This window comes from Pseudarthrobacter sp. Pseusp20 (assembly GCF_059492155.1).
The window spans coordinates 4,289,134-4,315,243 of sequence record NZ_CP168521.1 but is presented as its reverse complement, the minus strand read 5'-3'; the positions used below and the strand labels follow the sequence as shown (position 1 = coordinate 4,315,243).

General features: G+C 67.2%; 23 protein-coding genes. 13 read left to right on the top strand and 10 right to left on the bottom strand.

The genetic code is table 11. The features are described 5' to 3' along the window. The first annotated feature begins 147 nt into the window (after positions 1-147). The gene (gene gdhA / locus ACEN9K_RS20055; RefSeq protein WP_018770040.1) at positions 148-1,485 is read left to right on the top strand and encodes an NADP-specific glutamate dehydrogenase; all 1,338 of its coding nucleotides are present in this window, start codon (positions 148-150) and stop codon (positions 1,483-1,485) included. Positions 1,486-1,526: 41 nt separating this feature from the next. On the opposite strand, the gene ACEN9K_RS20050 is transcribed toward gdhA, so the two are convergent. Beyond that, the gene (locus ACEN9K_RS20050) at positions 1,527-2,498 is read right to left on the bottom strand and encodes an AraC-like ligand-binding domain-containing protein (protein ID WP_056391868.1); all 972 of its coding nucleotides are present in this window, start codon (positions 2,496-2,498) and stop codon (positions 1,527-1,529) included. A 185-nt stretch (positions 2,499-2,683) separates the two neighbouring features. On the opposite strand from ACEN9K_RS20050, the gene ACEN9K_RS20045 reads away from it, so the two are divergent. Beyond that, entirely contained in the window at positions 2,684-3,358 is a 675-nt protein-coding gene (locus tag ACEN9K_RS20045) for a DUF1345 domain-containing protein (protein ID WP_495634930.1), read from the top strand. Positions 3,359-3,394: 36 nt separating this feature from the next. Beyond that, entirely contained in the window at positions 3,395-3,832 is a 438-nt protein-coding gene (locus tag ACEN9K_RS20040) for a DUF1003 domain-containing protein (RefSeq protein ID WP_018770043.1), read from the top strand. Positions 3,833-3,886: 54 nt separating this feature from the next. On the opposite strand, the gene ACEN9K_RS20035 is transcribed toward ACEN9K_RS20040, so the two are convergent. Beyond that, on the bottom strand, positions 3,887-4,063 hold the full coding sequence (locus tag ACEN9K_RS20035; protein ID WP_018770044.1) for a CsbD family protein: 177 nt from the start codon (positions 4,061-4,063) through the stop codon (positions 3,887-3,889). A gap of 85 nt (positions 4,064-4,148) precedes the next feature. Then, positions 4,149-4,754: a TetR/AcrR family transcriptional regulator gene (locus tag ACEN9K_RS20030; protein WP_056392088.1), complete on the bottom strand. Its 606-nt coding sequence runs from the start codon at positions 4,752-4,754 to the stop codon at positions 4,149-4,151. Between the two features lie 124 nt (positions 4,755-4,878). On the opposite strand from ACEN9K_RS20030, the gene ACEN9K_RS20025 reads away from it, so the two are divergent. Continuing rightward, positions 4,879-6,822: a primary-amine oxidase gene (locus ACEN9K_RS20025; RefSeq protein ID WP_495634929.1), complete on the top strand. Its 1,944-nt coding sequence runs from the start codon at positions 4,879-4,881 to the stop codon at positions 6,820-6,822. Next, positions 6,806-7,270 (top strand): hypothetical protein, encoded by a 465-nt coding sequence (locus ACEN9K_RS20020; protein WP_223992876.1) that lies wholly within the window; start codon positions 6,806-6,808, stop codon positions 7,268-7,270. The genes ACEN9K_RS20025 and ACEN9K_RS20020 overlap by 17 nt, the downstream gene beginning before the upstream one ends. A 20-nt stretch (positions 7,271-7,290) precedes the next feature. Here the strand turns inward: ACEN9K_RS20020 and ACEN9K_RS20015 are convergent, their stop codons facing one another. From ACEN9K_RS20015 to ACEN9K_RS19995, 5 genes are all read right to left on the bottom strand, one after another. Next, on the bottom strand, positions 7,291-8,277 hold the full coding sequence (locus ACEN9K_RS20015) for an NAD-dependent epimerase/dehydratase family protein (RefSeq protein ID WP_495634928.1): 987 nt from the start codon (positions 8,275-8,277) through the stop codon (positions 7,291-7,293). 104 nt (positions 8,278-8,381) lie between these two features. Continuing rightward, positions 8,382-8,756: a cupin domain-containing protein gene (locus ACEN9K_RS20010; protein WP_018770049.1), complete on the bottom strand. Its 375-nt coding sequence runs from the start codon at positions 8,754-8,756 to the stop codon at positions 8,382-8,384. A gap of 158 nt (positions 8,757-8,914) precedes the next feature. Beyond that, entirely contained in the window at positions 8,915-9,661 is a 747-nt protein-coding gene (locus ACEN9K_RS20005) for a ThuA domain-containing protein (protein ID WP_134165048.1), read from the bottom strand. Then, complete coding sequence (locus ACEN9K_RS20000) at positions 9,661-10,830, bottom strand: Gfo/Idh/MocA family protein (protein WP_495634927.1); 1,170 nt, start codon at positions 10,828-10,830, stop codon at positions 9,661-9,663. Before ACEN9K_RS20000 ends, ACEN9K_RS20005 begins: the two co-directional genes overlap by 1 nt. Positions 10,831-10,926: 96 nt before the next feature. Next, positions 10,927-11,922, bottom strand: a complete 996-nt coding sequence (locus ACEN9K_RS19995; protein ID WP_223992860.1) for a LacI family DNA-binding transcriptional regulator — start codon at positions 11,920-11,922, stop codon at positions 10,927-10,929. A 275-nt stretch (positions 11,923-12,197) separates the two neighbouring features. Here ACEN9K_RS19995 and glnT point away from each other — a divergent pair, with 275 nt between their 5' ends. The 8 genes from glnT (at position 12,198) to ACEN9K_RS19955 (ending at position 21,243) form a co-directional block, all read left to right on the top strand. Then, a complete protein-coding gene (gene glnT / locus ACEN9K_RS19990; protein ID WP_495635733.1) occupies positions 12,198-13,565 on the top strand; it encodes a type III glutamate--ammonia ligase in 1,368 nt (455 codons plus the stop codon). Positions 13,566-13,595: 30 nt separating this feature from the next. Further along, entirely contained in the window at positions 13,596-14,504 is a 909-nt protein-coding gene (locus tag ACEN9K_RS19985) for a class II glutamine amidotransferase domain-containing protein (RefSeq protein ID WP_488315509.1), read from the top strand. Beyond that, positions 14,492-15,223, top strand: a complete 732-nt coding sequence (locus ACEN9K_RS19980; protein ID WP_134165052.1) for a GltB/FmdC/FwdC-like GXGXG domain-containing protein — start codon at positions 14,492-14,494, stop codon at positions 15,221-15,223. Before ACEN9K_RS19985 ends, ACEN9K_RS19980 begins: the two co-directional genes overlap by 13 nt. A gap of 24 nt (positions 15,224-15,247) precedes the next feature. Further along, entirely contained in the window at positions 15,248-16,585 is a 1,338-nt protein-coding gene (locus ACEN9K_RS19975; protein ID WP_056392081.1) for an FMN-binding glutamate synthase family protein, read from the top strand. Continuing rightward, the gene (locus ACEN9K_RS19970; RefSeq protein ID WP_056391821.1) at positions 16,585-17,745 is read left to right on the top strand and encodes an FAD-dependent oxidoreductase; all 1,161 of its coding nucleotides are present in this window, start codon (positions 16,585-16,587) and stop codon (positions 17,743-17,745) included. Before ACEN9K_RS19975 ends, ACEN9K_RS19970 begins: the two co-directional genes overlap by 1 nt. A gap of 10 nt (positions 17,746-17,755) precedes the next feature. Continuing rightward, positions 17,756-19,042 carry an allantoate amidohydrolase gene (locus tag ACEN9K_RS19965; RefSeq protein ID WP_495634926.1) on the top strand — a complete coding sequence of 429 codons (1,287 nt, stop codon included), beginning with the start codon at positions 17,756-17,758 and terminating at the stop codon, positions 19,040-19,042. A gap of 38 nt (positions 19,043-19,080) precedes the next feature. Beyond that, positions 19,081-19,704: a helix-turn-helix domain-containing protein gene (locus tag ACEN9K_RS19960; RefSeq protein WP_056391819.1), complete on the top strand. Its 624-nt coding sequence runs from the start codon at positions 19,081-19,083 to the stop codon at positions 19,702-19,704. Positions 19,705-19,950: 246 nt separating this feature from the next. Then, positions 19,951-21,243, top strand: coding sequence for an ammonium transporter (locus ACEN9K_RS19955; protein ID WP_018770060.1), 1,293 nt, complete (start codon positions 19,951-19,953; stop codon positions 21,241-21,243). A gap of 157 nt (positions 21,244-21,400) precedes the next feature. Here ACEN9K_RS19955 and ACEN9K_RS19950 read toward each other — a convergent pair whose 3' ends face one another. Then, on the bottom strand, positions 21,401-22,447 hold the full coding sequence (locus tag ACEN9K_RS19950) for a family 43 glycosylhydrolase (RefSeq protein ID WP_495634925.1): 1,047 nt from the start codon (positions 22,445-22,447) through the stop codon (positions 21,401-21,403). 124 nt (positions 22,448-22,571) lie between these two features. After that, a complete protein-coding gene (locus tag ACEN9K_RS19945; RefSeq protein ID WP_495634924.1) occupies positions 22,572-26,072 on the bottom strand; it encodes a DEAD/DEAH box helicase in 3,501 nt (1,166 codons plus the stop codon). Between the last annotated feature and the right edge of the window lie 38 nt (positions 26,073-26,110).

Genomic DNA, 26,110 nt, shown 5'->3' with positions numbered 1-26,110 from the left:
TTTCACAATGTGGAGATTATCGCACGTGGGGGCGCCCGGCTAACGGCGTCCGGTCGCAATCCGATAGGTTGAAGCGTAAACCTATCGGGGCGATGTTGCCTGCCTGGCGGCCGCTCCTGCCCCGGCGCAACGGTAAGGAAAAAGTTCATGGACGCACGGCTGGAAGCCATTAGGGACACCGTCCTGGCACGGAACCCGGGGGAAACAGAATTCCACCAGGCGGTGGTGGAGGTCTTTGAAAGCCTGGGCCCGGTGCACGACCGCCACCCCGAATTCCTGGAAGCCGCGATCCTGGAGCGCCTCTGCGAGCCCGAGCGCCAGATCATCTTCCGGGTCCCCTGGACGGACGACTCCGGCCGCGTGCGGATCAACCGCGGCTTCCGGGTGGAGTTCAACTCCGCCCTGGGCCCGTACAAGGGAGGCCTGCGCTTCCACCCCTCCGTATACCTCGGGATCGTCAAGTTCCTCGGCTTTGAGCAGATTTTCAAGAACGCCCTGACGGGAATGCCCATCGGCGGCGGCAAGGGCGGTTCCGACTTCGATCCCCGCGGCCGCAGCGACGCCGAAGTCATGAGGTTCTGCCAGTCCTTCATGACCGAGCTCTACCGCCATATCGGCGAATACACCGACGTCCCCGCCGGCGACATCGGTGTGGGCGGCCGCGAAATTGGCTACCTCTTCGGCCAGTACAAGCGGATCACCAACCGGTATGAGTCCGGGGTTCTCACCGGCAAGGGCATCTCCTGGGGCGGATCACTGGTGCGGCCGGAGGCCACCGGATTTGGCACTGTGATCTTCACAGAGCAGATGCTCCGGACCCGCGGGACGTCCTTTGATGGCCAGCGCGTCGTTGTCTCCGGATCCGGCAACGTGGCCATCAACGCCATCGCCAAGGCGCAGTCGCTCGGCGCCACCGTGGTGGCCTGCTCCGATTCCTCCGGTTATGTGGTGGATGAGGCGGGCATCGACGTCGGACTGCTCCGCGAGGTGAAGGAAGTGCAGCGGGCGCGGCTCAAGGACTACGCCGAGCGGCGGGCGGGCGTTGCCTACGTGGACGGCGGCTCGGTCTGGGACGTGGACGCTTCGGTGGCGCTGCCGTGCGCCACCCAGAATGAGCTCGACGGCGGTGCTGCCGCCCGGCTGGTGCGCGGCGGCCTGATGGCCGTCGGGGAAGGTGCCAACATGCCGTCCACGCGCGACGCCGTGGCGGTGTTCCAGGACGCCGGGGTGCTCTTCGGTCCCGGCAAAGCGGCGAATGCGGGAGGGGTAGCCACGTCGGCCCTGGAAATGCAGCAGAACGCCAGCCGGGACGCGTGGTCCTTCGAGCATACCGAGGCGCGGCTGACGGACATCATGGTGGGCATCCACGACCGGTGCGCGGCAACCGCCGAGGAATACGGCGAACCGGGCAACTACGTGCTCGGCGCGAACATCGGCGGCTTCATCAAGGTGGCCGACGCCATGTTGGCGCAGGGCTTGATCTAGCAGGGCTTGATCCGGGAGGGCTTTTTCCAGCAGGGCTTGATTTAGCCGCCGCGGCGCCACTGGGTGGGGGAGACCCCGAACGCGTCCCGGAACGTGCGGCTGAAGTGGGCGGCGTCCAGGAATCCCCAGGCGGCGGCCACGGCGCCCACGGACTTTCCGGCGTGCAGCGGGTCCCGAAGGTCCCGCCGGGCACCGTCCAGGCGCTGGCTCCGGATGAAGCCGGCAACTGTGCTGCCGGACTCGTGGAAGACGTTGTGCAGGTGCCGGGTGGAGATGAAGTGCGCCGCGGCGATTCCCGCCGGTGACAGCAGCGGCTCGGAGAGGTTGGCCTCGATGTACTCCCGGATCGACACGGCCAGGAGTGCCTGCGGCTTCATCCTGTCCGGGGAGATGTCCATTTCCGCATGCAGCATGGTGGACACCAGGTCCAGGGCATTCGTGGCCAGCCTGGATCCACTGGGCCCGTTCAGGACATCCAGGTTCGACGACAGCTGCCGGATGAACTGGCCCACAATGCCGCTGAGGCCGCTGCTGCCCATCCGTACCGCCGCAAGCTGGCCGACGTAATCCGTGGGCAGGGACAGCGCGTCGCAGGGAAACATGAGCACCATGATCCGGGTATTTTCCTCGAAGGCGAGGGTATAGGGCCGGTTGGTGTCGTAGATGGCAAGGTCCCCGGGGTGAAGCACCGCTTCCCGGTTGTCCTGGATCAGCAGGCCCGTTCCCTCCAGCTGCAGGTTCAGCTTGAAGTAGCGCTCGTGGGCCTGGGCGATCAACGCCGGCGTGCGGTGGACCTCGTGGGAGCTGGCGGTGACTTCAACGATGGACATCCGGTCCAGCACCCGCGAACGCATCTGTCCCCGGAAGCCGTCCACGTCGTCGGTCCGCGCTGTGAGGGGCACGAAGGATTCGGCCACCAGGTGCTTCCAGTGGTCGAACGAGCCGGCCACCCTGGAAACAAGGTCCTGCGGTGCATGTCCGGACGTTGCCCGGGTTGGAGCTGTTGCTGGCATGGTGTTCCTCGTTACGTATGCAGCGTGACGTTCCCCCGGCTGTGTCGTGGGACACAGTGAGTCCAGATTAACCCCGGCTCCGTCTTTTTTCAACAGTTGGCGAAAATAAAACTGCGGCTCCGCGCTGGGTAAATCCGGCGCGCGCTTCACAGGTGGGCTGCAGCCTCCCGTGGCAGGATCGAGCCATGGACGGAGCAGCTGCCCCCGGGGGCATCAAGCGGAACTTTAATTCCCCTGCGCACCACTCGCGGCTCAGGATGCTGGTGATGCTGGGCGTGGGCCTGGCTGCCGCCCTGCTGGTGGGCTTTTGGGGCAATTGGGCATACGCACCCGCTCTTGGCTGGGCTGCTGCGTCCGTGACGTACCTGCTGTGGGTGTGGATCGTCATTGGGCGCCTGGGGCCCGCCGCCACCGCGGCCCATGCGTTGCGTGAGGACCCGGGCCGGGTCTTTTCGGATGCGCTGGTGCTCACGGCCACGGTGGCCAGCTTTGCGGGCGTGGGGCTGATCCTGGCGGATGCCTCCAATGCCCAGGGCTACACCAAGGACGCAACCGTGGCCATGGCCCTGGGCAGCATTGCCTTGTCCTGGTTCCTGGTCCACACCCTGTTCACCCTGAGGTATGCGGCCATTTACTACCGGGACGGGACCGGCGTTGATTTCAACGAGGAGACCCCTCCCCGGTACGCGGACTTCGCCTACCTGGCCTTCACTGTGGGGATGACGTTCCAGGTGTCCGATACCAACCTCAAAACCAACGCCATCCGTTCCACCGTCCTGCGGCAGGCACTGCTGTCCTACCTCCTTGGTGCGATCGTGCTGGCCACCACCATCAACCTCGTGTCGGGTCTTATCCACTAGCCGCGCCGCCGGGCTGGCGGGACATAGTCTGGGTCCATGGCGGACATCAGAGTCAACTGGCACCGGCGGCACAAGGAAGGGCTCACCCCTGGCGAAAGGGCCGCGGACACCCTCCGGAACGGGATGGGCAGCTGGCCCTTCGTGGGCATCTTTTTGGCTTTCATGATGCTGTGGGCTGCCCTGAACTCCTACGTCCTGGCAACCAGTGCGTGGGACCCCTATCCCTACATCCTCCTGAACCTTTTCCTGTCCATGCTGGCCGGCCTGCAGGGGGCCATCCTGCTGATCGCGGCCAAGCGCCAGGATGCCATTGCCTCGGCGATGGCGCAGCATGACTATGAGACGGACGTGAGGGCGGCGGCGCAGATAGAAATGCTCATGAACATCAATGCCGAACAGTTGAAGCTGCTGCAGGAACTGCGGGACATGAGGAACGGGCCGCCCGCCGAAGGCGCCGGAGCCGAATTCCCCTGAAAACGACAATGGGTGCAGCTCCTGCTGGAGCTGCACCCATTACGCGAGCGTCGATTAATCCTTCTTGAACGCATCCTTGACGTGCTCGCCGGCCTGCTTGAGGTCCGACTTTGCCTGGTCTGTCTGGCCTTCGGCCTTCAGGCTTTCATCGCCTGTGGCGTTTCCGGCAGCTTCCTTGCCCTTGCCGCCGAGCTTCTCTGCTGCGTTGCCAATCTTGTCATCCAAACCCATGGAGATGCTCCTTACAGTTCGTGCTCGCTCCGGTGTGAACCAGAACCTGACCCCTCAATAGTAAGCATACTTTCGAGTATGGCGCTCATTTGCCCGCGGGATTTTTGCCGAGCAGCGCAAGGTAGCCCTCAAGCTGGGCGGCGTGTCCAAAGTCCGTCCTGCCCTCCGGCGCAAGGGCAGCCTCAATCTGCGCGCCGAGGAGCATGTTCAAAAGTTGGCCGGCCAGGACGTGGTCGTCGACGGCGGCGGTCACGTCCCCGCTGTCCCTCGCCTCCGCCAGGTAGCGCCGGATGGCAGCCAGCCATTCGTCCATGGAGCGCTGGTGGATCCCGGCTTTTTCGGCATCGTTGACCGCCCTCTGCCAGAACGGGATAACAATCCGTGCCTCGTTGACGCGCTCCTCATCCAGGGGGAGCACTTCAAGGCAAAAGGCCCGGAGTGCGGCGAGGCCGGACTTGCCCTGCGTGACCTCTGCAATCCGCTGGTTGGTGCGGTTGAACACATGGCTGAATGCGAACTCCAGCAGTGTGTCCTTGGTGGGGAAGTAGGGTTTCAGTGCGCCGTTGGCGAATCCTGCCTCCATGGCAATCTCCCGCATGGTGGCGCCTTCGAGACCCTGCCGGGCAATGATCCGCCAGGTGGCATCCACCAGTTCCAGGCGCCGCTCGTCATGGTCAACAATCTTGGGCACTGCGGCCACTCCCCGAAAAAATATTGGTCCAGCCTCTTGTGAGCCATGTTACGGACGTTTATTCTCTACAACTATAGAAAATAAACCCAGTGGCCGGAAACGGCCCGGACAAAGGTTCACCCCCATGACGCCTGCCCCAACCGAAACTGTCTCCGCCTTTGGCCTGGCAACCGCCGCCGAAATCCTGCAGGTTCGGGCCATCCTGCAGGCGGAAGGCCACCTGGGCCCGCAGCACAGGATCGCCTACCTTGGCCTGCTCGATCCCGCCCGCGGCGCGGCTCCGGAAACCGCGGACCGCCGCTTCCGTGTGTTCATCCACGACGTCTCCGGCGCGGCCCCACGCGACGTCATTGTCTCCGCCACGCACCAAAAGGTGGCCTCCGCCGTCGAACTCGACACCGCGGTGACCGGCGAACTGCCGGTCCTGGAGGAGGAATTCGAAGTGGTGGAGTCCCTGCTGGCCACCGATGAACGGTGGCTCAAGGCGCTGGCGGACCGCGGTCTCGCCGTGGAGAAAGTCCGCGTGGCTCCGCTGTCCGCCGGTGTCTTCGAATATGCCGGGGAGAAGGGCCGGCGCATCCTGCGCGGGCTGGCATTCGTCCAGGAGTTCCCGGAGGACAGCGCCTGGGCGCACCCCGTGGACGGCCTGGTGGCCTATGTGGACGTGGTCAGCAAGGAGGTCACCCAGGTGATCGACCTCGGCGTGATGCCCATCCCGGCCGAGCACGGCAACTACACGGACCCGGAACTGACCGGGCCGCTGCGGACCACCCAGAAACCCATCAGCATTACCCAGCCGGAGGGGCCCAGCTTCACGGTGACGGGCGGCAACCACGTGGAGTGGGAAAAGTGGAGCGTGGATGTGGGGTTCGATGTCCGCGAAGGCGTGGTCCTGCACAACCTTGCCTTCCAGGACGGCGGCCGGAAGCGGCCCATCATCAACCGGGCGTCCATCGCCGAGATGGTGGTCCCGTACGGTGACCCGTCACCGGTCCGGTCCTGGCAGAACTACTTCGACACCGGCGAATACCTGGTGGGCCAGTACGCCAACTCCCTGGAACTGGGCTGCGACTGCCTGGGCGAGATCACCTACCTGAGCCCCGTCATCTCCGATGCCTTTGGCAACCCCCGGGAAATCCGCAACGGCATCTGCATGCACGAGGAGGACTGGAGCATCCTCTCCAAGCACTCGGACCTCTGGAGCGGCGTCACCTACACCCGCCGCAACCGGCGCCTGGTCATTTCCTTCTTCACCACCATCGGCAACTACGACTACGGCTTCTACTGGTACCTCTACCTGGACGGCACCATCGAATTCGAGGCCAAGGCCACCGGCATTGTCTTCACGTCTGCCTTCCCCGAGGGCGGCTCGGATAACATTTCGCAGCTGGCACCCGGGCTGGGCGCGCCCTTCCATCAGCACCTCTTCAGTGCCCGGCTGGACATGGCCATCGACGGGTTCACCAACCGCGTGGAGGAGGAGGATGTGGTCCGCCAGCCCATGGGACCCGGCAATGAGCGGGGCAATGCCTTCTCCCGCAGGCGCACCGTCCTGGCCCGTGAATCACAGGGTGTCCGGGAGGCCGACGCGCGCACCGGCCGGACCTGGATCATCTCCAACCCGGACTCCCGGAACCGGCTGGGCGAACCCGTGGGCTACAAGCTGCATTCCCACAATCAGCCCACCCTGCTGGCGGATCCCGGCTCCTCCATCGCCCGCCGGGCCGCGTTCGCCACCAAGGACCTGTGGGTCACCCGCTACGCCGAGGACGAGCGCTACCCCACGGGCGACTTCGTGAACCAGCACGCCGGGGGAGCGGGTCTGCCGGCCTACGTGGCGCAGGACCGCGATATCGACGGGCAGGACATCGTGGTGTGGCACACCTTTGGCCTCACCCACTTCCCCCGCGTGGAGGACTGGCCCATCATGCCCGTGGACACCGTGGGCTTCAAGCTCCGTCCCGAGGGCTTCTTCGACCGCAGCCCGGTGCTGGATGTCCCGGCCAATCCGAACATGCAGGCTGCGGCCTGCCACACCGAGGGCGGCAGCGGTGGCTCCTGCCACTGACCTCCTTGCGCCGGCAGGGAGCACGACGGCGGCAGGACGGGCCGGTGCCAGGGGTCCGGTCCTGCATCCGCGGCTGGTGGCCGTGGTCACCGCCGTCTGCTGCGCGGCACACCTGTGGCTGGCCGCTGCCGGCCGTCATGGGGTGTGGCTGAGTGTACTCATGCTGGCACTCGCCGCCATCTGCATGCCGTGCGCGGTCCACATCTGGCGGCACAGCCGCGTGGGCGCCCTGCACCAGGTCACCGCCGCTGCAGTGGCCATGGCCGCCGTGCACGCTTTTCTGCTGCTGGCCGCGGGCGGTGCGGGGCACGCCCATGCCGGCGCTCCGCCGTCGTCCGTTGCCCCTGCGGACGGCGCGGCGGAACTGCTGCTGGTCATCGCACTGGAATTGGCGACAGCCCTGCTGGCCGCCGCGCTGGTGGCACGGCTCCGGCGGGTGCCCGTTTAGCGGGTGCCGCCCGGCCGGAGTCAGCCCGCGGGGACGCCCAGGGGCCGGGCGACGTGCAGCCGCTCATGCTCCACCAGCCATTGGATGGATTCGAAGACGGCCTGCTCCGGCTCATACCGGGGCGCATAACCCAGCACGGACGCGGCCTTTTCAATGCTGAAGCAGTGGCTGCGGTAGAGGTGGCCCCAGCTGGACTCGGCGTAGTCCCGGGAGGTGTTTTCGCGGAAGCGGTCCCACGTCACCGTCTCCAGCACGGCGGCGTGCCCGAACCAGGCAGCCGCGATGTCCGCGTAGCCACGCACGGTCAGGGCTGTGGGGGCCACGATGTTGAAGTCCTCGCCGGCGGCCGCCTCCCGCTGCGCGATGGCCTTTTCGAAAGCCTGGGCGACGTCGTCGGCATGCACGTGGTGCATCAGTTCCGCGCCGCTGCCGGGGATCCGGAGGGATTGGCCGGCGGAGAGCGTCTGCCAGACGGACGGATCCAGGTTTCCGAGCGGGCCAACGGGGTGCCACCCCGGACCGACGATGTGGCCGGGGTGCAGCGACGTGGTTGCCAGGCCTCCGCTGGCGGTCTCTTCCTTGAGCATCAACGCGATCCGGTTCTTCTGGATGCCGTAGTCGCCAAAGGGTGCTGCGGCGGAATCCGAACCTTCCCGGATGGGCAGCTTCAGGCTTTGCCCGTAGCGCCAGATGGAGCCGCAGTGCAGCAGGTGCCCCACCTCGCCGCGCAACCGGTGCACCAGCGCCGCCGCAGATTCGAGGGTGAAGCAGACCAGGTCCACCACGGCATCCGGCTTGAGCGCGGACACCCGCTCGGCGAACGTTCCGTCCCGGTCTTCCTCCTGCCGGTCCGCGGTGACCTGGTGGACCTGTTGCCATTCGGGCGTGTCCGTGTAGGGGGCGCTGGTGCCGCGGCTGATGTTGGTGACTTCGTGGCCTGCGCGGACCAGCCGGGGGACCAGGAACGAACCGATGTGGCCGCTGCCGCCGATGACGGTGACTTTCATTGCTCTCCGATCGTCGTGTTCCCCTCAACGGTAGGGCCCCGGCGGCAGGAAAGGGAGGTCTGGGGGACCTCCCTTTCCTGCCGGGTCGCCGTGCTTCCGCAGAATCAGGCGGGCTTGGCGTACTCGGCCGCGCTGATGACTTCATACCCAACGAACGTCTCGCCGCCCTCCACCCAGGCGTCGTGCCCGGCCGGGATGGAATAGGCGTCACCGGCGTGGATGGTCTTCTGCGTTCCATCGTTGAGCTGCACCGTCAAGGTGCCGCCGGTGCAGAAGCCCAGATGGTTGTTCTGGCAGCTGTCCGTCTTGACCACCGTCTTCACGGTTTCAGACCAGCGCCAGCCGGGCTCGAAGGTGAACCGGCCAAGGGTGGCGCCGCCAATGCTGACCACATCCACCTGGGTCTTGGGTGGGCGGCGCTTCTCATCGGGCTCGTCGAAAGATTTGGTTGCAAGGTCCGTGACCGTTACTGCGGGCATTTCTGGCTCCTTCATAAGGAGTGGTTATTGAGTTCGTCCGGGGCTGTGTGCGCCGGGAAAGGGGACCGGCAGGGCGGGATGTGCCCGTCCAGAACCTGCCGGCCCCGTGTGCGACGCTCCCAATGTGCTCCCGGACGGACCCGATGTCAATGACGCTTTTACTCCTGGAACCACTCCCGGGCAGGGTTGGTCACCGCCGGGGCTGAACGGGCCAGCTCCGGCTGGGCGGCCCACTTCACGCCGTTGGCCAGGACCCGCTGGATCTGCGGGTGGTGGTACACCGGGTACTCCTGGTCGCCGGGGCTGAAGTAGAAGATGCGGCCCTTGCCCCGGGTGAACGTAACGCCGGAGCGGAACACCTCGCCGCCCGCGAAGGAACTGATGAAGATCAGGTCGTCCGGATCCGGGATGTCGAACAGCTCGCCGTACATCTCCTGTTCGGGAATGACGATGGGACTGTCCACGCCTTCGGCGATGGGATGGGACGGCTTGACGGTCCAGACCAGTTCCCGCCCGCCGTCGTTGCGCCAGGCGAGGGAGCAGCTGGTGCCCAGGAGTTTGGTGAAGATCTTCGCGAAGTGCCCCGAATGGAGCACAATCAGTCCCATGCCGCCAAGCACGTGCCGGTGGACGCGTTCGACGACGGCGTCGCCCACCTCGGCGTGGGCCATATGGCCCCACCAGAGCAGGACGTCCGTCTCCGCAAGCACCTCCTCGTCAAGGCCGTGCTGGTCGTCGGTAGCCAGCACCGCCGTCGTGATGTCAGCGTCCGGGAAGTAGGAACGAAGTCCTGCCGCAATGGCACCGTGGATGCCGTCAGGATAGATCTCCCCGATGTGCGACGGCTCGTTGATGGCCTCGTGGACGCCCTCATTCCACACCCGGATCCTCAGTTTGCCGTTCATTAGAGACGAACCTCCCTCTGCTCCAGTGCGGACTGGTAGCACGCGTCGATGATCTGTGCACGGTAGAGCGCGAGGGAGCCGTCATGCCCGGCCCAAACGGCGTCGCCGCCGCGCACTGCCGTAACGAAGTCTTCCACCACTGCGTCATGCGCGCGGCCCGGGAGCACAGCCGGCACGTAGTCTGCGGATTCGCCGTCCTTGTCGGTAAACACCCGGAGCTGGCCGACCGGCGGGAAGGGTGCGCCGTGCACCTTGAGCTCCGCGCCGCCGTCGGTGCCGTAAACCGTGAAATCGAGCAGGTCGTCCTGTTCCCGGTAGGTGGCCCAGCCCGCTTCGATCAGCAGTGTGCCGCCGCCCTCAAGCCGGAGGAACGCTGACGCGAAGTCTTCCACCTCGAACGCGTGGCTGGTGGCCAGGGCCGTATACCGGCTGCCGCCACCCCTGCCCTGCGGGCCAAGCTCCGAGTGGGTGGCGGCGGAGACAGCCAGCACCTTCGGTTCGCCCAGGAGGTGGAGGGCGTAATCCAGCGCGTGCACGCCGATGTCCGCCAGCGGTCCGCCGCCGGCAAGCTCGGGGTTGGTGAACCAGCTTCCCAGCGTCGGGATGCCGGAGCGGCGCAGCCAGGAGGCCTTGGCGTAGTAGGGCCGGCCCAGCCCGCCGTCGTCGATCACTTCCTTCAACGCCTGGATGTCGCCGCGCCGGCGGTGGTTGAAGGCGACGTCCAGGACACGGCCTGCCTTGCGGGCGGCGTCCACCATGGCCTGGCCCTCGACGGCGTTGCGCGCGATGGGCTTTTCGCTCAGCACGTGGATTCCCCGCTCCAGGGCGGCGATGGCGATGGGTGCGTGGAGGAAGGTGGGCACTGCCACACTGATGGCGTCCAGGCCGCCGTGGTCCAGCATCTCTTCCCATCCGGCGAAACCGTTGGGAATGGCGTACTCGGCCTGCAGGGAGTCACGGAGCTCCTGCTCCATCCCGGCCAGCGACACGATGCGGACACCGTCCAGCTCGGAATAGGCCTTGAGGTGCTGCTGGCCGGCCCAGCCAATGCCCACCACACCCACGCGCAGTTCCGGGTTTCCTCCTGGCGCTGGCGGCTGCTGGACGGGGGTTTGCTGGTTGTTCACGAGGTTCTTTCCTTTTCCGGGCGGCGTTGGGGTGAGGGTCATGGAATCGATTCCAAAGTGGTTTGAATGGTGGATCGCAGAGGTTTTGGAATCGATTCCAAAATCCTTTCAGGAACTGCCCCGGGGAGTCAACCCCTGTCAGTTCTTTGTGGAATCCCGGATGACGAGCTCGTGCGGGAGGAATGTCCGGCCGCGGCGGTGGGCCGGGCCGGTCATCCGTTCGAGGAGTGCTTCGAAGGCCACGCGGCCCAGGTCGTAGGCCGGTTGCCGGATGGTGGTGAGCTCCGGGATGCACATCTCCGCCTGGATGGAATCATCGAAGCCGGCAACCGCCACATCGTCCGGCACCCGCAGGCCGGCGTCGATGATTTCCCGGACGCAGCCCGCCGCCACCGTGTCGCTGCCGCAGAACACGGCATCGGGCAGGCGGTCCATGGCCAGCAGTTCCCTGGTGAGGCGGCGGCCGGCGTGGAAATCGAAGTCACCGTTGGCGAACAGGCCCTGTTCCGCGGCCAGGCCCGCCTCGGACAGGGCCTCCCGGAACCCCTGTTCGCGCAGCCTGCCGGAGCGGGCAGCCCGGTTGCCGATGATGGCAAGCCGCCGGGCGCCTGTCCCGATGAGGTGCCGCGTAATGTCGTAAGCGGCCTGCCGGTCGTCAATGGATACACCGAACGCTGCCTCGGAATCGACGATCTCGCAGACCTGGACAACGCTCAGCTGCTCAGCCAGCGCTTCAACGTCGCCGTCCGGCATGGTGGGGGAAAACAGGATCAATCCGTCCACGGACCCGTTGCGCAGCATATCCACGAGCTGCTGTTCCCGCTCGAGGTCGCCGGACGTCGGGGCGATCAGGCTGACATAGCCGGACAAGGCCGCGGCGTCACCGAAGCCACGGAACGCTTCGCTGATGACGGGGGACTCGAGGTTTTTCGAGAGCGCCAGGATGCGCATGGTGCGGTCGCGGCGCAGGTCGCGTGCGGAGGCGAGCGGGCGGTAGTTGAGCTGCCGGATGGCACCGGCCACCTTTTCCCTGCTTGACGCGCTCACGGCCGGGCTTCCATTCAGCACGCGCGATACCGTGCCGACGGACACTCCCGCCGTTTTGGCGACGTCCTGCACAGTTGCTCGAGCCATTCCGATTCGTCCTTCCGCGGCCACTGGCCTAAGCCGCCCTCCACCCCGTGGTTGCGATTTTCAGCTTAGCCGCCGTTGCGGGTGCGGCGGGCCGGCTGCTGCGGCCACCATCATGCCCATCCCTTCCCGTCGGCTGAAACATGCATTTAACGTTCCTGTCCGACGCACGAAATCACCCCTTGGCTAATCTGGTGCAACAAGGTTTACTGATAGCTAACGCCAACCCTGACAGGAATGTTTCGATGACGAGTGTCGCAACCCCTGCTGTGACCCCAATGCCAGAAGGCGGCCTGAAGGCGCCCGCGCCGGCCGAAGAACCAACCATCTCCCTGGCCGATATTGCGCGGGCCCACAACGTCCGCTTCCTGCTGGCCACGTTCGTGGACATGACCGGGAAGCCCTGCGCCAAGCTGGTCCCGGTGGAGGCCGCGGCTGAACTCGAGGACGGCGCCATGGGGTTCGCGGGCTATGCCGCGGGCCTGATGGGGCAGAAGCCGCAGGACCCGGACCTGATCGCTGTTCCCGATCTGGCGTCCTTCACCCCGGTCCCCTTCATCAAGGAAGGCCTGGCCATCATCCACTGCGACCCGCATGTGGGCGGGAAGCCCTGGCCCTACGCCCCGCGCGTCATCCTGAAGAACACGTTGGCCGGCCTGGCGGAGAAAGGCATGCAGGCCAAGGTGGGCGCCGAGGTGGAGTACTTCCTGGTGAAGAAAAACGACGACGGGACGCTGAGTACCGCCGACGACAGGGACGATTCGCCCCGCCCCTGCTACGACGCCCGCGGCGTCACCCGGATGTACGACCACCTCACCTCCATTTCGGAGGCGATGAACTCCCTGGGCTGGGGCAACTATGCGAACGATCACGAGGACGCCGCCGGCCAGTTCGAGCAGAACTTCAACTTCACGGACGCGTTGACCACGGCGGACCGCGTGGTGTCCCTCCGCTACATCCTGAATATCCTGGCCGGGCAGCGCGGCATGACCGCCACCTTCATGCCCAAGCCGTTCACCGACCGCACCGGCACCGGCCTGCACTTCCACTTTTCGCTGTGGGCAGGTTCCGATCCGCTGTTCCCCAGTGAGGGAACGGACGACGGCGGCCGCGGCCTCGGGCTTTCCGGCCTGGCTTGTTCGTTCATCGCCGGGATCCTGGAACATGCTCCTGCGCTGCAGGCCTTCCTCGCCCCCACCGTGAACTCCTACAAGCGGACCGGCGCCACCACCAGCTCCTCGGGTGCCACCTGGTCGCCGCGGAAGGCATCCTTCGGCGGGAACGACCGCACCCACATGATCCGGGTGCCGGACAACAAACGGATCGAGCTCCGCTCCGGCGACGGCTCCGCCAACCCGTACCTGGCCATCGCCACCGCCCTTGCCGCCGGGCTGGACGGCGTGGAGAAGTCCCTGGATCCGGGTCGGCCGTCCGGGCCGGGAGAGTCCAAACCCGACGCGCATCTCCTTCCGGCCACGCTGCTCCACGCCGTGGAAGCACTGCGGAAGGACCCCGTGATCCTGGCCAGTCTCAGCGGGGATCCTGCCGTCGGCGGCTACTACGCGGACGCCAAGGAAGAGGAATTCCTCAGCTGGCACAACCAGGTCAGCGACTGGGAAATCCGCACGTACCTGACCTCGATTTAGCAACCCACACATCCAAGAAAAGGACTTTCCATGTGCGGAATCGCCGCGCTGCAGCTGCGCAATCCCTCGCTGCACCCCCAAATGGGCGCCCTGCTGTCCTCCATGCTCTGCCAGATCGTGGACCGCGGACCAGACTCGGCCGGCCTGGCCGTCTACAACACCCCGGGCCTAGTTTCCCCCGGAACCTCCACCCTCAGCCTCCTGGGCAAGGACCAGGGAATGACGCCGGCGGCCATCACCGCCGGCGTGGCCGTCCTCCTCCCGCTGGACGCGGCAGCAGCCGTCCGCGTGGTGGGTGACACCACCCTGGTGAGTGCCGGCGTCGGGACGGACCTCCTGGTGAAGGCCGTCGGCGAAACCCTGCCCGCCGCCACCATCATTGGCCGTGGCGAACACGTGGCCGTGATGAAGAGCGTGGGCCATCCCATGGAGATCGCCGCCGAGCACGGACTTGAGGCGATGGCCGGCAGCCAGGGCCTGTCCCACACCCGGATGGCCACCGAGTCAGCCGTCACCGCCGGGGGCTCGCACCCCTTTTCCGTGGCCGACGACCTCTGCCTGGTGCACAACGGCTCCTTCTCCAACCACGCCACCGTCCGCCGGGAACTCAAGCGCGAAGGCGTGGTGTTCGATTCCGAGAATGACACCGAGGTGGGCGCCCGATACGTAGCCTCCCGCCTGCAGCAGGGCGACACCCTCGAGGAAGCCCTGGTGAACCTGGGTAAGGTCCTGGACGGCTTCTACACGCTGGTGGTCACCACGGCGGACAGCATGGCCGTGGTCCGCGACCCCATCGCCTGCAAGCCGGCCATCATCGCCGAAACGGACGACTACGTGGCCATGGCCTCCGAATACCGTGCCCTGGCCGGGCTGCCCGGCATCGACAACGCCCGCATCTTTGAACCGGAACCCGGAAAGGTCTACACATGGTCACTCTGACGGCCCCCGAAACTTTCGCCCCGACGGCCGCCCCCGATGCCGGGCAGGTAGTGGTTGACCTGGCCATCAGCTCTGTCCGGGAACTGAACCAGGCCATCCACGACGCCGAAGACGGCCAGTCCTGGACCGTCACCAACCCCGGCGGGAAGCACAGCCTGGCCGTTGGCATCGACGCGGACATCGCGGTGGCCATCGACGGCCATGCCGGCTACTACGCAGCCGGGATGCACCAAAAGGGGAGCGTGGCCATCAACGGCAATGCCGGCGTCGGGCTGGCGGAAAACATCATGTCCGGGAAGGTCCATGTGACGGGGGATGCGTCCCAGTCCGCCGCGGCCACCGGGCACGGCGGCCTGGTGGTCATCGACGGCAACGCCGGAGCCCGCTGCGGGATCTCCATGAAAGGCGTGGACATCGTGGTGGGCGGCAACATCGGCCACATGTCCGCCTTTATGGCCCAGGCCGGCCGGCTGGTGGTCTGCGGCGACGCCGGTGACGCCCTGGGCGACTCCATCTACGAGGCACGGATCTACGTCAAAGGCACGGTGGCCTCCCTCGGCGCGGACTGCGTCGAAAAGCCGCTGCGAGATGAGCATCTGGCCGAGCTCGCGGAACTGCTCGCCGCCGCCGGGCGTACCGACAACCCGGCCGACTTCAAGCGCTACGGCTCAGCCCGGAACCTCTACCACTTCCACGTCGACAATTCGACTGCCTACTAGGAGGCTACCGTGACCATTACCTCCATGCCCGCCCCTGACATCGCTGAGCTTGGCCTGCGCGAGTCCGCCACCTTCGACCGCGCCACCATCGCCGACATCCAGCGCGCGGCCGCCACCGGCGTGTACGACATCCGCGGCTGGGGCGCCAAGCGCAAGGTCCCGCACTTCGACGACCTGCTGTTCCTCGGCGCCTCCATGTCCCGCTACCCGCTGGAGGGCTACCGCGAAAAGTGCGATACCGACGTCGTCCTCGGCGACCGGTACGCCAGCCGCCCGCTGCACCTGCAGACCCCGGTGACCATCGCCGGCATGAGCTTTGGCGCCCTCTCCGCCAACGCCAAGGAAGCGCTGGGGCGCGGCGCATCCGAGGTGGGAACCTCCACAACCACGGGCGACGGCGGCATGACGCCCGAGGAGCGCGGCCAGTCCAGGCACCTGGTGTACCAGTACCTGCCGTCCCGGTACGGCATGAACCCTGACGACCTCCGCAAGGCGGACGCCATCGAGATCGTGCTGGGCCAAGGCGCCAAGCCCGGTGGCGGGGGCATGCTCCTGGGCCAGAAAATCACCGAACGCGTCGCCGGGATGCGCACCCTGCCGGTGGGCATCGACCAGCGCTCCGCCAGCCGCCACCCGGACTGGACCGGCCCGGACGACCTGGAAATCAAGATCGGCGAGCTGCGTGAAATCACCGACTGGAAAACCCCCATCTACGTCAAGATCGGCGCCTCCCGGCCGTACTACGACACCGCCCTGGCAGTGAAGTCCGGCGCGGATGTGGTGGTGGTGGACGGGATGCAGGGCGGGACCGCCGCCACGCAGCAGGTGTTCATCGAGAACGTGGGCATCCCCACCCTGGCCGCCATCCCGCAGGCCGTCCAGGCCCTCCAGGAACTCGGCGTCCACCGCAAGGTCCAGCTCATCGTCTCCGGCGGAATCCGGACGGGGGCCGACGTCGCCAAGGCCATGGCCCTGGGTGCCGACGCCGTGGCCATCGGCACCGCGGCGCTGATCGCGCTGGGCGACAACGATCCCCGCTACGCTGCCGAATACTCCGCGCTGGGTTCCGCCGCCGGCTTCTACGACGACTTCCAGGACGGCCGCGACCCCGCCGGCATCACCACCCAGGACCCCGAATTGTCCTCCCGGCTCGACCCAGTGGTTGCCGGCAAGCGCCTGGCCAACTACCTGCGCGTCCTGACCATGGAGGCCCAGACCATCGCCCGGGCCTGCGGAAAGTCGCACCTGCACAACCTGGAACCGGAGGACCTGGTGGCACTGACCATCGAGGCGGCCGCCATGGCCCGGGTGCCGCTGGCCGGGACCAGCTGGATCCCGGGGGCAGGCCAAGGGGGCTTCTGATGACCGAGGCTTCCGACTATGTGGTGGTGGGTGCCGGCCTGGCCGGCGCCGCCACCGCCTGGCAACTGGCATCCCGCGGCCACCAGGTCACCCTGCTGGAACGCGACATCCCCGCCGCGCACGACGGCAGTTCCCACGGATCCGCCCGGATCTTCCGCTACGCCTACCCGGACCCGTTCTACACGCAGGCGGTGCTGGACTCGAAAGTCCTGTGGGACAGGCTCGCCCTGGATGCCGGCACGGAGCTGATCACACCTTTCGGGGCGGTGGACCACGGGTCCAGGCGGCAACCGGACCTGCTCGCCAAGGTGCTCGCCGACGTCGGAATTGACCACGAACTCCTCTCCGCCGCGGACGCCCGGAAGCGGTGGCCGCAGATCGCCTTCGACACGGAGGTCCTCTGGCACCCTGGCGCCGGCGTGATCGACGCCGAAACCGCGGTCAACGCCCTGGTGTCCCTCGCCGTCAGGAAGGGGGCGCGGCTACTGACGGGCTGGCACCTGGAGAGCATTGAGCGGGACGGCACCGGCTACCGCCTCTTCTCCTCCACCGGGGAAACGTTCGACGCGGGCCACGTGGTGGTCAGCGCGGGCGGCTGGCTGCCGGAGCTGCTGGGCTCCCTGTCACTTCCGGCGGGCTTCCTGGCCGCGCTCCCGGCGATCACCGTCCGGCAGGAGCAGGCGTTCCACTTCCGGTACAGGGACCACGACGGCGGCGCAGCCCCGGGTGCGGGCCCCTGGCCGACGTTCATCCACAAGGCGGCGGACATCCAGGCCTACGGTCTGCCCGGGGGCCGGGATGCCGGGTTCGCGGGCCAGAAAGTCGCCGAATACAACGGCGGCAGGCTCATTCCTTCCGCGGCAGGCCAGACGGGCCGGGTGGACCCGGCCAACCGCGCACGGGTGGTGGACTACGTGCGCCGCTGCCTGCCCGGCCTGGACCCGGAACCGTACGCCGAAACCACCTGCCTGTTCACCAACACTCCAAACGAGGACTTCCTCATCGACCGCGTGGACAACCTCACCGTCGTCTCGCCGTGCTCCGGGCACGGGGCAAAGTTCGCACCCCTGATCGGCCGGTGGGCAGCGGACCTGGCCACCGGCAGCGGGAATGTTCCGGACCGGTTCCGGAGCGCCTCTTCCACAGCATTCACCACCTAGAACGGACACCGTGAGCATTTCCCAGACAGCACCGGCGTCGGAGGCCCTGCCCTCCGCCGCAGCCAGCGCATCCACTGTTACCGGCCTCCTGCAGGACATCTCCACCGTCGGCAGGGATGCCTCCCGCGGCGGCTACTCCCGCCCGGTATTCTCCACCGCCGAGACAAACCTCCGCAGTTGGTTCATTGAGCAGGCGGCCCGGCGCGGGCTGGACGTGCACACGGATGCCAACGGGATTATCTGGGCCTGGTGGGACACAGCAACCGGAGTGCGGAAAGACGCCGTCGCCACCGGAAGCCACCTCGATTCCGTCCCCGGCGGCGGGGCGTACGACGGCCCGCTGGGGGTCGCCTCGGCGCTGGTCGCCGTCGACCTCCTCAAGGCCCGGAACTTGCGGCCGCGGCGGCCGCTGGCGATCGCCGTCTTCCCGGAAGAGGAGGGGTCACGGTTCGGCGTGGCCTGCCTGGGCTCACGGCTCCTCACCGGGGAACTGGACGCCAACAAGGCGCGCAACCTCAAAGACCCGGACGGCAACACGTATGCGGATGTCGCCGCGGCAAACGGCCAGGACCCGCGGCTGATCGGAGCCGACTACAAGACCCTGCAGCAGCTGGGGATGTTCGTGGAGCTGCACGTCGAGCAGGGGCGGGGGCTGATCGACCTCAACCAGCCGGTGGCCATCGGCTCGTCGATCCTGGGCCACGGCCGCTGGAAGCTGAGCATCACGGGGGAGGGGAACCACGCCGGCACCACGCTGATGAAGGACCGCCGGGACCCGATGATCGCCGCGGCCAAGGTGATGGTTTCCATCCGGGACACTGCCCGCAAATACCGTGACGCCCGTGCCACCGTGGGCCGGCTGCAGCCTGTTCCCGGCGGCACCAACGTCATCGCCTCCCGCGTGGACCTGTGGATCGACGTCCGGCACCCGGAGGACTCGGTCACCGCGGCCCTGGTGGAGGCCATCGGGCTCAACGCCCAGGTCCTTGCCGCCGAGGAAAACTGCACGGCGAGCCTGGGCACGGAGTCCCTGAGCCCCACAGTGCATTTCGACGGCGGGCTGCTGGACCGGCTGCGGGAACTGCTGCCTTCCGCGCCGGTGCTGGACACCGGCGCCGGCCACGACGCCGGCGTGCTGGCCGCGCGCCTGCCCACCGCCATGCTGTTCGTCCGGAATCCCACGGGCGTCTCGCATTCACCGGACGAACTGGTGGAAGACTGGGACGCCGAAGCCGGCGCGCTCGCCCTGGCGGACTCACTCTCCGGCCTGCTGGGTGAGGCACGGGCGATCGGCTAGCGCCGCCGTCGTCCGTCCACCCGCCTAAGATGGCTGACATGACCGAACAGGCCGGGGACCGCGCAGAAGACCAGCACGCCGGCGACGGATCTGCCGAGGTAGCCGGGCGCCTGGAACAGGTCATCGCGGCGCAGGTGCGGCACTACCGCACGGCCGCAGGCCTGTCGTCCGCTGAGCTTGCCGCCCGCACCGGCCTGTCCAAAGCCATGATCTCGCGGGTGGAAACAGCCACCACATCCTGCTCGCTCACCACTTTGCAGCGGCTGGCGGACGGGCTGAAGGTTCCCGTGACCGCGCTGTTCCGCGGCGCGGACACGGACCGGGACGCCACCTTCACCAAGAGCGGCCAGGGAAGCCTCACCGTCCGCAGCGGAACCCAGCATGGCCACGAATACCGTGTCCTGGGCACGCTGAAAGGGCGCACCGACGCCATCGAACCCACGCTGGTCACCCTCACCGACGCCTCCGACGTGTTTCCCCTCTTCCAGCACCCGGGCACCGAGTTCATCTACATGCTCTCCGGCAGGATGGTGTACGGCCACGGCTCCTACGAATACGCCATGGAAGCGGGCGACTCGCTGCTGCTGGACGGCGAAGGCCCCCACGGACCGCTGGAGCTGCTGGACCTGCCCATCCAGTTCCTGGCGATTTCCGCCAAATAGCTTCCTGTTGCCGGCTGTTTCTGCAGCAACTCCTGCGTGCGGCGGGACGCCTGAAACTCGGTGGCGGATGACCGAAACGATCATTTAACACGCCGGAAACCCACCCAGAAACAGCCGCCATACAGTTGGAACCAGACGGCAACAGCCGCCCCTCCGCTGAACGTGGTCTCTCCATCCGCGTCCCTCCACGGAGCGGCTCTGACGGCAACTTACCGTTCTCTCTTCGCATCTTGAAAGGGGTTTCCCATGGATTCGGGAAATGTCGCTTGGATTTTGGCCAGCTCGGCGCTGGTTTGCATGATGATCCCCGCCCTGGCCCTGTTTTACGGGGGCATGGTGGGGTCGCGGCGCATCCTCAACATGATGATGATGTGCTTCGGCGGCGCCAGCCTGGTGGCCGTACTCTGGGCATTGTTCGGGTACTCGATGGCGTTCGGCAACTCGGTTGGGGGGCTGGGGCTGATCGGTGACGTCACCGAGTTCCCCGGCATGGGGCAGATGCTGGCAAAGGATGACGCAGCGTCCATCCCGGTCATCCTGTTCGCCGCATTCCAGCTGTTCTTCGCCTGCGTCACCACGGCACTGGTTGCCGGCGCGGCGGCCGGGCGCATGAAGTTCGGGGCCTGGATGCTGTTCGCAGGCATCTGGGCCACCGTGGTCTACTTCCCCATCGCGCACTGGGTGTTCGCATTCGACTCGGCGGACGGCAGCACGGCTGGCGGCTGGATCGCCAACGGCATCAAGGCCATCGACTTCGCAGGCGGCACCGCGGTCCACATGAACGCCGGTGCGGCCGCCCTGGCCCTGGCCCTGGTCCTCGGCAAGAGCTCCGGCTGGCCCAAGGTGGAACACGCCAAGCCGCACAGCCGGCCGCTGGTCCTGGTGGGCGCAGGCCTGCTGTGGGTGGGCTGGTTCGGCTTCAACGCCGGTTCCGCCCTCTCTGCCGGCCAGTCGGCGTCGGTGGTCTTCCTCAACACCGCTGTGGCCGCATCCGCCGGCCTGCTCGCCTGGGCCCTGGTGGAGCGCGTCCGCCACGGTGCCGCCACCAGCATGGGCGCCGCCTCCGGCCTGATCTCCGCTCTCGTGGCCATCACCCCCGCCTGTGGTGCCGTCAGCCCGTTGGGCGCGGTGGCCATCGGCGCCATCGCCGGCGCTGTCTGCTCCCTGGCCATCGAGCTGAAGTTCCGGCTCGGCTTCGACGATTCCCTCGACGTCGTCGGTGTCCACCTGGTGGGCGGCATCCTGGGCACCCTGCTCATCGGCCTCTTCGCCACCGACGCAGCACCCAACGCCGTCAGCGGCCTGTTCTACGGCGGCGGGGTTGAACTGCTGGGCGTCCAGGCCCTCGCCACCGTCACGGTCCTGGTCTACTCCTTCGGCATCACCTGGGTCCTGGCAAAGATCCTGGACAAGACCATCGGCCTGCGCATCAAGCCCGAGGACGAACTGCGCGGCATCGACCTCGCGGCCCACTCCGAGCTGGCGTACCTGACGGACGAGGACCCGGTGGAACTGGGCTCGCCGCAGCGCGTCTCATAAAAGCTGCCGGGCGCCCGCCTGCTGGGGGCGGCGCCCGGTGCAGTGTTCACGCGGAGTGTCCCACGCGCCCCAGCGCACGAGTCAGGGCCAAACCTTGGACCGGTGCCGGCAGCCGCCGGCTTATAGTTCCGGGGTTTGGCCCTTCTGTGTTTTGGGTTCAGTGTTCCGTGCAGACCAGGATGCCGTCGCGCACCTCAAGCACCGCGGCCCGTACGTGGCTCAGCCGGGTGCGCGGGTCCGGCGCCATGGTGCCAATGTCCTCGCCGTTCCAGTGCGGGTGCGTGAAGTAGACCAGCAGTGCCCTCTCCGCGCCGCCGTCGCCAGAGTCCCCACCCTCAAGCGACACCACGTCCGCGTGGCGTCCGACGACGGCCCGCCCGTCCACCGATTCCGGCACCGTGAGGATCAGCCCGTCCAGGTGCTCCTGCCGGGTCCAGTTTCCGGTAGCGTCGCGGGAGCGGTAGACGCCCTGGCCTCGCCATTCGTCCACGATCATCCAGTACCAGCCGCCCAGCCGGAAGACCTTGGGCCCTTCGTGCGGCCGGCCAGGGATCGCGACGCCCTCGCGGACCCAGGATGCTGGATCCGCCGGGGTCTCCGTCACGGCGCTGTAAGTATTTGAGCCTCGGGTTTCGTCCTTGTACCAGAGCCGGTACCGGCCGTCCCCGCACCGTGCCACGGCGGCGTCGATGACCCGCGGTGAGGCCAGGTCCACGGCGCCCAGGTACTCCCAGTGCTCCAAGTCGCGGCTGGCGAGCTGGACGATTCCGGCCGTCCCGGTCCAGTCGGTGCGCCTGCCGCCGAGGACCGAGAGGTACATGATCCACCGGTCGCCGATGCGTACGACGTCGGGCGCCCAGAGGGTTGCCGGAAGGTCCGTTCCGGGCGGGATAAGTCCTCCGGCGGTGCCTTCGTAGCGCCAGGTGGCGCCGCCGTCGGACGACCTTGCGACGCCAATCCCGGTGCCGTGCACCCATTCAACCCCCGTCAGCCCCGGAGCGGTGGCGCGGCGCTGCGTGTAGAAGAGGACCCACTCGTCCCGCAGGTGGTCCGCCACCAGGACGGGATCTGTGGGGCCGTCCCACACCGGGTCGCGGTACGGGGTGGCAAAGGCGTCAGGACGCAGGTGGGGGAGGGCCGGCGGTGCAGTCATGTGCTGGGACACAATTTCTCCAACGTTGTAGTTTGCGTTGGGCACCAGCATAGGCGTCGATTTTCGACGCGCAAACGCACTTGCGCTGCGCGGATTCGCTGGCGCTACCAAGATGTGGGCCGCGACAGTGAAGATGCGCGTCGAAAACCAGGATGCGCGTCGGTAACGACGGGACCTACTCCTTGAACAGGCCCGCCAGGTCCTCGGCCGTGATGGCCCCGCCGGCCAGGGCATCGCCCTCCATGACGTCGGCAAACAGCTGCGACTTCCGGGTCTTCAGCGCCATGACCTTCTCCTCGATGGTGTCCTTGGCCACCAGCCGGTACACCATCACGTTCCGGGCCTGGCCGATCCGGTGCGTCCGGTCCACAGCCTGCGCCTCGGACGCCGGGTTCCACCACGGATCGAGCAGGAACACGTAGTCGGCCTCCGTGAGGTTGAGCCCAAAACCGCCGGCCTTCAGCGAAATCAGGAACACCGGCGCGCTGCCGTTCTTGAACTCACTGACCACGTCGGCGCGGTTCCGCGTGCTGCCGTCGAGGTAGCAGTACTCGATGTCCTCCTCGTCCAGGCGCTCCCGGACCTTGCCCAGGAACCCGGTGAACTGGCTGAAGATCAGCGCGCGGTGCCCCTCGGCCACCAGGTCCTCGAGCTGCTCGAACAACACATCCAGCTTGCTGGACCGCACCGCTGACAACGCCGGGTCCACCAGCGACACGTCCAGGCTCAACTGCCGCAGCAGGGTCAGCGACTGGAAGATGGTGAACCGGTTCTTGTTGACGTCCTCGATCAGTCCCAGGATCTTCTGCCGCTCGCGCTGCAGGTGCGTCTGGTACACCTTCTGGTGCCGCGGGTTCAGCACCACTTCAAGGATCTGTTCCTGCTTGGGCGGCAGGTCCTTGATCACCTGGTCCTTGGTTCGGCGCATCATCAGCGGGCGGACCCGGCGGCGGAGTTTTTCCAGCTGCCCCTTGTCGCCGTTCTTTTCCACCGGCTTCTGGTAGTACTCCGCGAAGCGCTTGGGGCTGGAGAACAGGCCGGGGGCCACGATGGAGGTCAGCGCCCAGAACTCCATGAGGTTGTTCTCCAGCGGAGTGCCCGTGATGGCGAGCTTGAACGCGGCCGGCAGCTTCCGTGCACACTGGTACGCCTTGGACTGGTGGTTCTTGACGAACTGCGCCTCATCAAGCACCAGCCCGTTCCAGGTGCGGGAGGCGTAGGCCTCGTAATCGATGCGGAACAAGGCATAGGAGGTGATGACGATGTCGGCACCGTCAAGGGCCTCCGCCACCTCCTGGCCGCTCTTGGCAAAGGTCTCGCCGACCGTCCGAACGGTCAGCCCCGGCGCAAACCGGGCCGCTTCGAGGGCCCAGTTGCCCACCACGCTGGTGGGCGCCACCACCAGGAAAGGCGCGACGGCGGCGGGCCGGCTTTCAGCGGCAGCGGCAGCACCGGCGTTGGTATTCCCGTCGTCGGTGTTCCCGCCGTCGGTATTCCCAAGGGACGAAGCAGCCGCGGCGGCCAGCTCCTTGGCGGCGCACATCAAGGCCAGGGCCTGCACGGTCTTGCCCAGGCCCATATCGTCGGCCAGGATGCCGCCCAACCCGTGCTTGTACAGGAAGCTGAGCCAGTTGTAGCCCTCCAGCTGGTACGGCCGCAGCTCCGCGTTCAAGGTGGGGGGCAGCGGCAGCCCGTCCGTGCCGCCCTCCAAGAGACCGCCCACGGCGGACCGCCAGGCCGCGGCCTGTTCGTCCACGATTCCCAGCTGTGCCAGTTCATCCCAGAGCCCCGCCTGGAACCGGCTGATCTGCAGCGGCGCATCCTTGTTGTCCTGCAGCGCCCTGGCTTCCTCGATCAGGGCCCGCAGCTGGTGCAGTTCCGGGAGGTCAAGGGAGAAGTAGGCGCCGCTGGGCAGCAGCATTTTGGTCTGTCCCGCGGCCAGGGCGGAGAACACGGCGGCGAAGGAAACAGGCTGGCCTTCCAGGGAAATCTGGATGCCCAGGTCGAACCAGTCGCGCTGTTCGGTTGCCTTGGTGGAGATGGACACCACCGGGGCCTCTTCAGCCTCGCGGTAGTCGGCGATGTCGCCCACCGTCTCCACGTCAACGTCCGGCGCCTCCCGCAGCCGCGGCAGCACTTCCTCGGTGAAGGCCAGCGTGTCCAGGCCCGTCAGTTCGGCCGACGCGGCCAGCCGGGGAGTGCCCCAGCCGCCCGTGGCGGACTCGCCCAGCGCGGGCACCGCGTCCCACGGACGGCCAATGCCCTCAAGGATGCGGGACTCCGCCGTGTCATCGCGGTAGCCCGCATCGCCGGGGTGCCGCCACAGAGGTTGCGCGGTGACCAGCTTGCCGGTCTTGTAGTGCCACTCCCAGTGCAGCCGCACCCGGTGGTCCGCCCCGTAATTGGCCAGCAGCGACAGGGTGGGGACGGCCAGTTCGGGCAGTTCCACCGACTCGTCGCGGGCCGTCACCCGGGCCGCCTGCTTGAGCTTTGGATAAAAGCCCGTGAGGAAGCGTGACTCGTCCCTGGCCGGTATGTGCAGGGTGCTTGCGGCCGTGACGAATGCCAGCAGTTCCTCGCTGAGCCCGTTCTCCAGCGGCGCCAGGGTGATGGTTCCGTCGGGGTCGGGAACGCCGGGCAGCGCGGCCTCGCCGGATGTGAAGAACAGCCCGTGCGCCGGCCGGCCGATGGTGCCCACCGACGCCGGATCAACCTCAGCGCCCTCCACGGTGATGGTAGGCGACAGCTCCAGCCCGCCGTCGGAGGTCCTGGCGGTGGTGCCGGCCTCAGCGGCGTCCGCCACCGGAGTGCCGTACCGGCTCAGGGAAAGCCCGACGGCGGCAGGGGCCTCGGCCAGCCGGACCGGCCCGGTGCCGCGCGAGTGGACCAGGGCGAGCCCGATCTTCCCGGCCTCGGACAGCAGGCTCCACAGGTTCTTCCCCGAGTAGGAGTTCAGGCTCAGCCACAGTCCCGCGGAGTTGTGCATCCGGCTGGCGGTAGAGGAGTGGCCGGCGAGGAACTCCTGCAGCCATTCCACGTGCGCCTGGTTGGATTCGCGCCGGAAGTTCAGGTAGTTCAGGGTGTTCCAGGAAACGTCGCCGCGGATCCACTTGCCCTTGGCCCCCATGATGACGGGCCGCGCCTTGAGCTGCCGCACCCCGCGCACCGGGTCCCGGCGCCCCGTGTAGGAGAAATGCGGCGGCGGTTCCTCGATCTCGAACTGTAGGGCCAGGGGAACGCCGCTGGTGGAAGGGGCTGAACCGGGCTGGGAGATCAGCGGGCTGAGGGCCTGTTCCCAGTCGGACAGGACCGCCGAGGGTGCGCGGGATACCTGCGTGGAGGTGGACGGCGCCAGCAGCTGCACCCGGATGGACGGGTTGTCCTCAGCCGCGAACAGCAAGGCCGCCACGTGCTTGCAGTCCTTGCGGACCGGGCAGCTGCACACTCCCACGGTGCAGCTCCAGCCGCCCGCCTTCCGGACCAGCTTGGCCGTGGTGGAATAAGGGACCTCCGCGCCGCCCCGGACCTTTCCCAGCATGAGGCCGGTGCCGCCGTCGAACGATATTCCCGAGACCCTGCTCGCCATGGCATAGGCCAGCCCGGCCGCCAGCGAGCGGTCGTTGATGGCGGGTGTCTGTATTGCCAGTTCCGCACTTTCGTCCGGTTGGGATGGCATGTACGCGCTACTTTCGGCAGGTCACGGCGGGGCCGGGT